We start from the raw sequence: 11,118 nt of genomic DNA, 5'->3' as shown, positions 1-11,118 counted from the left end.
GCAACAAGCCATGCACAAACACGTTAGCTTTCATTGTGACCAATAACTAAGCATGGATACAATTCTTTAGAACAATCAGGCAAGACCTGCTTGTAGAATATAAAACTGGAAAGTATTTAAAATAGGCCTTAGGAAAAATTATATTGGTAGCTATTGGTATATTAAATCCACTACAAGTGAATAATTAAAATGAAAATAAAAATTTAGAAAATAAAACACAGAAAAGTCTTAACTCTCTTGCGGAGGAATTAAATTCTAATAAACATTTTCTAAAATCGAACATAGACATAGTGAAGTTTCTATTTTAAAAAGTAAAAAGAGTATTACTAATAACAGGTTGCAAAAGTTAAAATTGTAAATAACTAATTCTTTTAATGACGCTGCATCTGTAGCAAGTAATAAAATATTTTAAGCACAAAAAAAAGGCTTTCTAATTAAAGAAAGCCTTTTTTGCTTTAAACAAAATGGTATCACTCCTTTTTATTTTATAATCACTTTTGAGTTTTTTGCTTCTTTTGAAGTGGTTAATTTAAATAAATAAACTCCAGTTTCTAAGTTTTCTCTATTAAACTGTACTTCGTTTTTCTGGTTTGCATTCGATTTACCGTTATACAAAACCTGAATCAAAGCGCCCCTCAAATCATAAAGCGCTAAAGTAGCATTTGCTTCTTCGTAAGGAATTGTAAAACTTACCGTAGCGTTAGTATTTAATGGATTTGGATAAGCCATTAAAGTGGTAGTACCTAGCTTAATTGAAGCTTCTGTTTGAGCTCCTTCTGATCTTGATGATGGTACATTCTCCACACATTCAACATCATGAACTACCGTGTAAGCAACACCGGTACTAAAACCGATTGCTCCATATGTAGAAAATAACCTTCCTTCCAAGTTTCCACCAGCTCCCATTGTAGCGGCTCCACCATGGGCTATGATCGTTCCTTTTATGGTACTAAAAGCTCCTATAGAAGTAGCTCCTTCAGAAATCCAAAAAACATTGCATCGTCGCGTTCCATTACTCAAAATTACCTTTGATAAAGCGGCTGCTGAAAAGACACCCTTGAATTTTAATATAAAAATAGCATCTGGTTTATGTTGACCGTCTAAGGTAATCGTGCCCGCTAAGGAACCTGCACTTGGTATCGAATAAACACCTGGCACTAAGATTTCGCCACCACCAAAAGCTGGCGTATGATTAAATACCGAAGTTGGAATCAACATCAATTGATTATAAGCGTTATCTAAATCTATTTTAGCTTGTGCGGTAACAGCATCTCCATTGTAAAATGAACCAACTTGAACTGATGTTGCAAAACCACTAATTGCGCCTGTATTTGCACCAACGTCTCCAAGAATTCCAGAAAAATAACTATTTGCTACAGCTCCAGTACTGCTAAAAAAGCTAAAGCTTTCTAAACTTCCTAAAACATCAACGGCAGCTGCAGGTGTATAGCTAACCATAGGGTTTATTGGAATGTTCATAGCACCCGCCAATGGACTTGTTACGGAAGAACCAACGGCCAAAGTGATCGCTCCTGATGAGGAAAGTAGCCTTCCTTTAATACTGCTATTTACGCCTAAAGTAATTGCCCCAGGATGCGCCAGCAAACTTCCTTCTATTACACTATTTGCGCCTACCGATAGAGCTCCTTGTGCAATCCAATAAATATTCGCTGCTTTTGCACCATTTTGTAAAACAATATTGGAACCCGCGGCAGCAGTAAACGCACCTTTGAATTTCAGTATAAATATAGGATTAACTTCATTTCTCCCGTCGAGGTAAAGATTTCCTGCTACAGATCCAACACCTCCAATATCATAAACACCAGGGGTAAGTATCTCTCCATTTCCAAAAGTGGGAACATGGGTACCTGGGTGTGTCACAGAAATATTGTTTAAGTGAATATAAACCTTCAGTAAATCTATTCTTGCCTGTGCTGTTAAACTATTATTATCGTGTATGTTACCAGTAAAAGAAGGTCCTGAAAACCCAGTAAGAATTCCTGCATCGGTTCCAACATCACCCGTAAATATTCCTGAATTTGTGATTGCTCCTCCTCCTGTAAATACCTCAAAAGAGCTAAGTGATCTTAAATCAAGTGTTTCTTTAAAATACTCCAGAACAGTCACATTTACCGTAAAACCTGTATCTCCACTAGCATCAGTTAAATCTAACGAGTACACTAGACCTATATTTGTACAATTAAAAGTAGTAGTATTTGTAAATTGTAAAGATGTGCAATTGACAGGTCCATCATATATATCACCGGCAGTAATAGCAGCATATCCAGATTCATTTAATGTAACCGTGATGTTACGTGCAATTGCTCCTGAACAATCAGTAGCCGTATTTCCTGACTCAATTTGAGCAGAAAGTATAATTGTGGAAAATAATACCATAGTGAATATGGCATTTTTCAAAAAAGTATTTTTTTTCATAATGATTAATTATAGTTAGTGTTTTGCAAATTAATTGTTGCTCGTGTTTTAGTTATTAACACAAAGCGTTCAAAAAAAAATTGGAGACGGATGTAATAAAACATGATAATGCATGCAATTAATCTGCGGTAAACATAAGTGTTTTTTACATAGACGGATAACAAATTCTACCAACTACAAATATATTTGTTGAACGGCTATTTTTATTATCTTAAAAAATTAGGATGTATCCTTTATTCACTTTTTAAACAACAAAAAATGACATTATAAATGCAAAATGGATTTCTCCTTTTGCAGTAAAAAAAGATTAGAAAGAGCCGGTGATAAAACTCTACACGAATGTAATTGTTCCGTTAAATAACTATAACAAATTAGGTCCCTTAACTAAGTAAGGAAATCCCCTAAATAAAGTAAGTTCTTACCAACTCTGGAGCATTATTTTTATACTGTGGAGCTACTGTGGTGAAATCCCTATTTTTTAATTAACCGAAAAATACAAGTTAAGCAAATGGATAAAATAAATAAATATTGTGTTATCTCCTTAATAGATAAGGTAATTGAGACCCTTTTTAATTCAGAGTGCTATTTTAAATTTCAACATTAATGCATTTGAGATACGAACAAGAAATGGACTTTGAAATAGTTTACAAATTTAGATAAATTAAAAAAGTACAACAAGGGTTGGATATCCTATTTGTAGACCTACCCATAAACCTCGCGATATTATTTATATGTAGTAGAAATCAAATTCGTTTTAAGCAGCAGCAAACGAAATTTGTCCTGAAAATTTAGATACTGCAACAATTACAAAAATATATTTAAAATACAAACCTATGTTTTAAAATAGCTAGTAAAACCAATAAGACAAAATTATTTTAGCTCTTAGGAATTTGGTATAGCTATGACTCGCTTAATGCTATTACAATGCGTGATCTAAGAAGAGTTTCAATTGGTGTACCACAAAAAATGATCGGCTTGTATTTATGTCGCGTATGACAGTTGAAATTGGAAGGTATAGGTGGTAGCTATCCAATAAACTTTATATAAAAAAAAGCTCTGTAAAACAGAGCTTTTTTTTATGAAATGAATAAGTAACTACCTGATGGCTATGCAAATTCTGCTGCTACACTAGCGCTCAATCTTTTATAAACTCCACCATCAAGTCTCTCCCGGATCCCTTCAAATGCAGTGAGTGTTTCTTCAATATCTTCCAGCGTATGTGACGCTGTAGGAATTAATCTCAATAAAATCAACCCCTTAGGAATTACGGGATAGACCACTATAGAACAAAACACACCAAAGTTTTCACGTAAGTCTTTCACTAGAGCCATTGCCTCTGGAATGCTTCCTTTTAAATATACTGGAGTGACACAGGATTGTGTCGTACCTATATCAAAACCACGATCTTTCAATCCGTTTTGAAGTGCGTTCACGTTTTCCCATAGCTTATCCTTTAGTTCTGGCATGGTGCGCAACATGTCTAGACGTTTTAAAGCACCCACCACTAACTGTGATTGAAGTGATTTTGCAAACATTTGAGAGCGTAGATTATACTTCAAGTAATCTATAATTTCTTTATCTGCTGCTATAAAAGCACCAGTACTGGCAAGAGATTTAGCAAATGTTGCAAAATACACATCTATTTCATGCTGAACGCCTTGCTCTTCACCTGCTCCAGCACCAGTTTTACCTAAGGTACCGAAACCATGAGCATCATCTACAAAAAGTCTAAAGTTATACTTCTTCTTTAGCGCTACGATCTCTTTTAATTTACCTTGTTCTCCACGCATTCCAAAAACACCCTCAGAAATTACAAGAATTCCGCCACCGGTATGCTCAGCTATTTTTGTCGCTCGTTGTAAGTTTTTTTCTATGCTTTCAAGATCATTGTGCTTATAAGTAAATCTTTTACCTTGATGCAAACGTACCCCATCAATAATGCAGGCATGAGCATCTACATCATAAACAATTACGTCATCTTTAGATACTAATGCATCTACAGTAGACATACATCCTTGATAACCAAAGTTCAATAAATAAGCGGCCTCTTTTTCAACAAATGCAGCAAGTTCATCCTGAAGTTGATCATGTAAATCAGTATGACCACTCATCATTCGAGCACCCATAGGGTATGCACTACCAAATCGAGCTCCAGCTTCAGCATCTACTTTTCTTACTTCTGGATGATTAGCAAGTCCTAAGTAATCATTGACACTCCACGTTATGACTTCTCTACCGTTAAATTGCATGCGGTTTGAAATGGGCCCTTCAAGTTTTGGGAAGACAAAATATCCTTCAGCTACGCTTGCCCACTTTCCTAGTGGTCCCTTGTCTTTATAAATTTTATCAAATAAATCTTTCATAAGAATTTTATCAAGGTACAAATATACAATTCTAAACACAATTTACTTATTCGTCATGCGTGCACAACAAACAACTTGATAACAATAATCTGTTGAAAAATAACAAGTTAGAATATGTAAGGAATAATAAATATTCTGCCGATCAAGTAAAAACCGCTATCTTATTACAAGACAACGGTTTGTATAAAGTTAAATATTCTTTAAACTATTGAATGTATTCAATGTGTTGTTGATTTGCAACTGATTTTGAATCGAAGAAACCTTGATCTTGCATCCATTGATCGTTATAGATCTTACTCATGTAACGAGAACCATGGTCTGGAAATATAATGACCACATTGGAATTTTCATCAAATTCAGCTACCTCAACCAGTTGCTTCACAGCTTGCATAGCAGCACCACTGGTATACCCGACGAAAAGTCCTTCTGTTTCGGATATTCTTCTTGCCATGTGAGCGGCATCTTCATCTTTCACCTTTGTAAAACTATCGATGATATCAAAATCAGTAGCGGTAGGAATTAAGTTTTTACCTAAACCTTCTATGCGATAGGGATAAATTTCGTTTTTGTCAAACTCTTGCGTCTCGTGATACTTTTTAAGAACGCTTCCGTAAGCATCTACCGCTAAAATCTTAATATTAGGATTTTGTTCTTTTAGAAAACGTGCTGTTCCAGAAATAGTACCACCGGTTCCACTACAGGCAACTAAATGAGTAATTTCTCCCGCCGTTTGATTCCATATTTCTGGACCAGTGGACAAATAATGGGCTTCTATGTTAAGCTCGTTAAAATATTGATTGATATAGAAGCTGTCTTTAATCTCATCGTGTAAACGTTTTGCAACTTGATAATAGCTGCGTGGATCGTCAGCACTCACATTTGCTGGACAAACGTAAACCTTTGCTCCCATAGACTTTAACATATCGATCTTATCTGCACTAGACTTTGAACTAACGGCAAGAATGCAATCGTATCCTTTAATACGGCTTACCATAGCAATACTAAAACCAGTGTTACCTGATGTCGTTTCAATGATCGTGTCACCAGCTTTGAGAATCCCTTTGCGTTCTGCCTGTTCAATAATATGGAGAGCGATGCGATCCTTAGAAGAATGTCCTGGATTAAAAGCCTCTACTTTTGCGTAATAGTTACCCGGAAATCTTTCTACGGTTTTAGAAAGTTTAATAAGTGGCGTTTCTCCTATTAATTCAAGTACATTATTATACGCTTTAATGTTGTTGCTCATATTTAGGGTTTTGTTTAGAACCATTACTTAGACGTTGTAAACCTCAAAAGGTTTCAAGATTTCATAAAAACGTTCTCCTGTGCGTCAATTTTTTTGCACAAAACTGGACAAATTTACATAAAATATTCTAGCTATTGATTTTTTCTAAATCCAACAAAAAAGCAAAATCGATTGCGACTTCTTTTAATGCTTCATATCTGCCTGAAGCACCGCTGTGACCGCTAGATAAATCTGTTTTAAATAATAATAAATTATCATCTGTTTTCAGTTCCCTCAGTTTTGCTACCCATTTTGCGGGTTCCCAGTATTGTACTTGTGAATCGTGATAACCTGTAGTTACTAACATATGCGGATACCTTTGAGCAATTACTTGATCATAAGGCGAGTAACTTAACATATACTCATAGCTGTCTTTATTATTGGGATTTCCCCATTCATCATATTCTCCCGTTGTCAATGGAATGCTATCATCTAGCATAGTAGACACTACATCCACAAAAGGTACCGCACTTAAAATCCCATGGTACATTTGTGGTGCCATATTGATAATTGCTCCCATTAAAAGACCACCAGCGCTGCCACCTGAAGCATAAAGGTGATCAGATGTTGTATATTTTTCCTGAATCAAAAATTCGCTACAGGCAATAAAATCTGTAAACGTATTTCTTTTAGCAAACATTTTTCCGTCTTCATACCATTCACGCCCCAAGTATTCCCCACCCCTAACATGTGCAATCGCAAATACAAATCCACGATCAAGCAAACTCAATCTAGAAATGGAAAAATACGGGTCAATAGTACAACCATAACTTCCATAGCCATACTGAAGTAAGGGGTTTCCACCTGCTTTTTTCTTATCCTTTCTATACACTAAACTTATAGGCACTTTCAAACCGTCAGAAGCCGTAGCCCAAACTCTCTCTGAAATATAATTTTGAGAATCAAACTTTGGATCTTCGATGGATTGAGTTTTTAAAACTACCTCTTCTCTTGTCTCCATATCATATTCTATGACTGATGGTGGCATGGTCATAGAATTATAATTGTAGCGCAACTTATTAGTCTTAAACTGGAAATTTACACTAGTAAAAGCCGTATAAGTTTCATTGTCAAAGGGCAAGAAATAATCTACTGTACCATCCCAAGCTTTAATTCTAATGCGGTTCAAACCGTTAAAACGATCAGAAATCACAAAATAATTTTCAAAAAGATCAAAATCTTCCAGCAATACTTTAGGATCGTGAGTTATAAAATCTACCCAATTTTCCATTTCTGGAGTTTCGATAGCTGTTCTCATGATCTTAAAATTGGTCGCGTCATCTTTATTAGTCATTATGAAGAAGCTATCCTTGAAATGAGAAACGCTGTACTCCATTTCTGGCTGACGTTCTTGTACCATTTTAAACGAACTATCAGGTAAGTTTGCATCAATAAATCGCACCTCGTCACATAAAGTAGCTGAGGACTTAATCATTATAAATCGCTCTGACATTGTTTTGTAAACAAAGCAGTTAAAGATCTCATCTTTCTCTTCAAAAATAAGCTCATTTGAAGCTGCTGGCTTACCTAATTCATATTTGAAAATTTTATCAGCACGCAGCGTTTGCTGATCTTTACGAGTAAAGAATAAAGTCTTGTTATCATTTGCCCACACAGATCCACCTGTAGTTAATTCTAAGTGGTTTTCGAAGGTTTCACCTGTTTCTAAATTTTTTATGAAAATCGTGTACTCTCTACGCCCTTTTGTATCCACTCCATATGCCACCAGTTTATTATCTGGTGAAATGTTCATAGAAGTCAGACTATAAAAGTCGTGGCCTACCGCCATAAGGTTCACATTAAAAAGTAACTCCTTATTATCACTACCCTCTTTACGCCTGTAGTAATATGGATAACTCTCGCCTGTTTCCATTTTACTCATGTACCAGTATCCATTTAGTAAATAAGGTACGGACTCATCATCTTCTTTAATTCGACTCTTTATTTCCTCAAAAAGGTCCTTTTTAAAGTTATCGGTATGTTTTGTACTGGCTTCATAATATTCATTTTCTTCCTTTAAGTAATCGATGACTTCCGGAGTATCGCGATTGGTCATCCAGTGGTATTTATCAATTCTTTGATGTCCATGCATGTCATGAACGTGTGGTATTTTCTTTGCAATAGGAGCTTGGTACGCCATAGAAATCTTAATGTTTAAAAGGAGCGCAATATAGAAAATTGTGATCCATTTGCCACTATCGTTGTGATAGACTTATTCTTGATCTCGCTTTCGCGAAAGCGGAACAAGCAAAAGCAATTTAAAACTATACTTCAAATAAGGAAAGGCCATGTTTGAAGATATGATGGGTAAACATAACATAAACCCGAAAAAAAGTAGAAGAAACTAAAAGAAGAAGGGATGCGGTATAACCGATGGGGAATTCTAAGTTACCTCTAAAGGATTTAGATAATGATCTACCCAGGAAATAAAATCTTTCCCCCAGCACATAAAATGGATGACTTAACCCTCATCTCCATGTAAAACATCACAAATTATCAAAAATCCATAGTAATCATCAGCTGATTATTTTAGATTCGGAATTACTAATTCCTGACCGGTATGAATGATATCTGGATTTTTTAACACATCTGTATTTGCTGCAAAAATTTGCTTGTACTTCATTGGATCCTTAAAGTAATGTTTTGCGATAAGACTTAAAGACTCATCACTTGCTACTGTGTGTTTTGCGTAGATGGAATCGTCCATAACTTTAATATTTGCAACGACATCAGATGGGTCATCTCCGCCTACTTTTTTAATCTCGTCCCACAATAAATCTTTGTGATAAGGACTCGCTGCGGTGCCTCTTATTTCCAACACATTGCCAGTTACTTTAACATCGCCATCCTGAATATTCAATTTCTCTCCTAAGTCCAGAACACTTTTATATTTTGCTTTTACCATTATGACGTTCGTTTTTAATTAATAACTCGCAATTTTATACTGTAAATCCACTTTTACTCCTCTACTTTCCATGTGTGTTTTTCTTGTTATAAGTCGTTCAGAATAAACTCTAGAGAAATGATCAGTAACTACTTAGCTACTCTTCTTCCTGCATGGTTGTATAAACATTGTTTACATCGTCATCCTCATCCAGTTTTTCTAGCAATTTATCCACATCCTGTCTTTGCTCTGTGGTTACCTCTTTTTGAATGGTAGGGATGTATTCAAAGTCAGAACTCAAAATCTCGATATTCATTTCTTCTAATGCCTTCTGTAGTGCACCATAATTTTGAAACTCTCCATATATCATGATACCGTCTATGGAATTATTATCATCTTCATCCTTTTCATCAAAAAATAACTCTTCCACCCCAAAATCTATAAGTTCTAATTCTAATTCTTCCAGATCTAACTCTCCTGCTGGAATTCTAAAATGACATTTATGCTCAAACATGAATTCTACAGAACCAGAAGTACCTAAATTACCGTCACTTTTACTAAAATGGCTGCGCACATTTGCTACGGTTCTATTATTATTATCTGTTGATGTTTCTACGAGAACAGCAATACCGTGAGGCGCATATCCCTCAAAAAGTACGGTTTCAAAATTTGCGGTATCCTTATCGGTTGCTTTTTTTATCGCACGCTCTACATTTACCTTAGGCATGTTGACCGCTTTTGCATTCTGAATTACTGCTCTCAATCTTGAATTGGTATTAGGGTCTGCACCTCCTTCCTTCACTGCGATAACGATGTCCTTACCTATCCTTGTAAATGCTTTAGACATTGCGCTCCATCTTTTCATTTTACGCGCCTTACGGAATTCAAATGCTCTACCCATCTTTAAATTTGATTTTAAATATGTGGTAAATATAAAATCTTGCGACAAGGCTCGCAACAATAAATAAAAAAAGAACAAAACTAGAATGGATAAGCATGTCAAAAAATTAAGATGTATCCTGCGGTATGCCATCGCGCATTTACCTTCTCTATAAGTCCCCTTTTAAAAAAGTTTTTTTAATTTTTAACTTTGAAATGGTTTGAGCTTGGTTGCCTATTTATGGAGTTTCTATTATTACATTAATCCCTATAATAGAAGTTCTAAGGCCATAGGCGGCCCTGATCACCAAGATTCCTCTAAAAGAATAATACCTTTATCAATAGTTTTCCGTTTGGTAAATCGGTTTCAGTCCATAAGCTCTTTTGTCCTAGAGTCCTCATTATGTAAAAGCTGAATACTCTTTCTCCTTTATTCTTAACCATAAATTATCTGCTACCATTTGTCCTTTTCAAATTCAAATGGCGTGATTTGTGGCCCTATCTATAATTAATTTCGTTTGCAAGCTTTATACAGCGGTTTATAATTCTATTCCCTAAATGAGGTCTTGCTTTAGTTTTTTAAAGATCATTTTAAAATATTCGATACCGCTGTATTCTATATTACTCTGTTTACTATAACATATGCGTGACCAGACGTTTTCTTCTAATTTTGAGGTTACCTGACTATTACCATCGTTAAAATCAATATAAATAACATATCATTCTGGAATACCCGCATTTTGCATTTAGCTTTTTCCAACTGCTATATAGCAGTAAAACAATAAATTATCACAGAATCATAAAACATACTCACTGATTAAAGTTTAGAAATTAACATTTATTAATAAAAATAATTGGGATTATAGATATATAGTTCCGTTCTTTAGATGCACCATTTGATGATAAATCATTTTCAATAACATTTCTAATTATTTAATACGGTCTCACTTTCGCAAAAGCGGAAATAAAATTAACCTAAAACTACTTAAGATGAAAAAAGTATGGATTCCTTATTTAGGAGCGCTTGCATTAACTATCGCTGCATGTGGTCCTAAAGTAACCAACAATAATTCTAGCTCTGCACCAGAGACTCCAACTCCACCGGCAGTAGAAGCATCTGTAAAGATGGCTGGAATGGATCAAAAAATTCCAATGGACCCAAGTGTTCGTATGGGAAAACTTTCAAACGGTCTTACCTATTATATTCAAAATAATGGTAAACCAGAAGATAAAGTAGAACTAAGACTAGCCATCAACGCAGGGTCTATAGT

Annotated in this window: 6 protein-coding genes and 1 pseudogene; 1 reads left to right on the top strand and 6 read right to left on the bottom strand. The window is 35.2% G+C overall.

Features of this window, described 5'->3' with window-relative positions:
* Window positions 1–480 precede the first annotated feature (480 nt).
* The 6 genes from ACJAT0_RS10825 to ACJAT0_RS10800 form a co-directional block, all read right to left on the bottom strand.
* A complete protein-coding gene (locus tag ACJAT0_RS10825; protein WP_415181659.1) occupies window positions 481–2,436 on the bottom strand; it encodes an ice-binding family protein in 1,956 nt (651 codons plus the stop codon).
* 1,106 nt (window positions 2,437–3,542) lie between these two features.
* Entirely contained in the window at window positions 3,543–4,799 is a 1,257-nt protein-coding gene (locus tag ACJAT0_RS10820) for an aminotransferase class I/II-fold pyridoxal phosphate-dependent enzyme (RefSeq protein ID WP_415181658.1), read from the bottom strand.
* A gap of 205 nt (window positions 4,800–5,004) precedes the next feature.
* The gene (locus ACJAT0_RS10815; protein WP_374002884.1) at window positions 5,005–6,045 is read right to left on the bottom strand and encodes a PLP-dependent cysteine synthase family protein; all 1,041 of its coding nucleotides are present in this window, start codon (window positions 6,043–6,045) and stop codon (window positions 5,005–5,007) included.
* Window positions 6,046–6,172: 127 nt separating this feature from the next.
* On the bottom strand, window positions 6,173–8,224 hold the full coding sequence (locus ACJAT0_RS10810) for a S9 family peptidase (protein WP_415181657.1): 2,052 nt from the start codon (window positions 8,222–8,224) through the stop codon (window positions 6,173–6,175).
* Between the two features lie 384 nt (window positions 8,225–8,608).
* Window positions 8,609–8,989, bottom strand: coding sequence for a LysM peptidoglycan-binding domain-containing protein (locus ACJAT0_RS10805; RefSeq protein WP_415181656.1), 381 nt, complete (start codon window positions 8,987–8,989; stop codon window positions 8,609–8,611).
* Between the two features lie 136 nt (window positions 8,990–9,125).
* Complete coding sequence (locus ACJAT0_RS10800; RefSeq protein ID WP_415181655.1) at window positions 9,126–9,869, bottom strand: YebC/PmpR family DNA-binding transcriptional regulator; 744 nt, start codon at window positions 9,867–9,869, stop codon at window positions 9,126–9,128.
* Window positions 9,870–10,837: 968 nt separating this feature from the next.
* Between ACJAT0_RS10800 and ACJAT0_RS10795 the strand changes: the two are divergent.
* A pseudogene (locus ACJAT0_RS10795) lies at window positions 10,838–11,118 on the top strand (hypothetical protein); the annotation flags it as partial.

The organism is Nonlabens sp., from assembly GCF_047636915.1.
Classification (GTDB): domain Bacteria; phylum Bacteroidota; class Bacteroidia; order Flavobacteriales; family Flavobacteriaceae; genus Nonlabens.
This window is presented reverse-complemented; position numbering and strand designations above follow the sequence as displayed.

Excerpts from the sequence above, each read along its gene's own strand:
- ACJAT0_RS10805 (WP_415181656.1), bottom strand. The coding sequence starts at position 8,989 with ATGGTAAAAGCAAAATATAAAAGTGTTCTGGACTTAGGAGAGAAATTG.
- ACJAT0_RS10825 (WP_415181659.1), bottom strand. The coding sequence starts at position 2,436 with ATGAAAAAAAATACTTTTTTGAAAAATGCCATATTCACTATGGTATTA.
- ACJAT0_RS10820 (WP_415181658.1), bottom strand. The coding sequence starts at position 4,799 with ATGAAAGATTTATTTGATAAAATTTATAAAGACAAGGGACCACTAGGA.
- ACJAT0_RS10810 (WP_415181657.1), bottom strand. The coding sequence starts at position 8,224 with ATGGCGTACCAAGCTCCTATTGCAAAGAAAATACCACACGTTCATGAC.
- ACJAT0_RS10815 (WP_374002884.1), bottom strand. The coding sequence starts at position 6,045 with ATGAGCAACAACATTAAAGCGTATAATAATGTACTTGAATTAATAGGA.
- ACJAT0_RS10800 (WP_415181655.1), bottom strand. The coding sequence starts at position 9,869 with ATGGGTAGAGCATTTGAATTCCGTAAGGCGCGTAAAATGAAAAGATGG.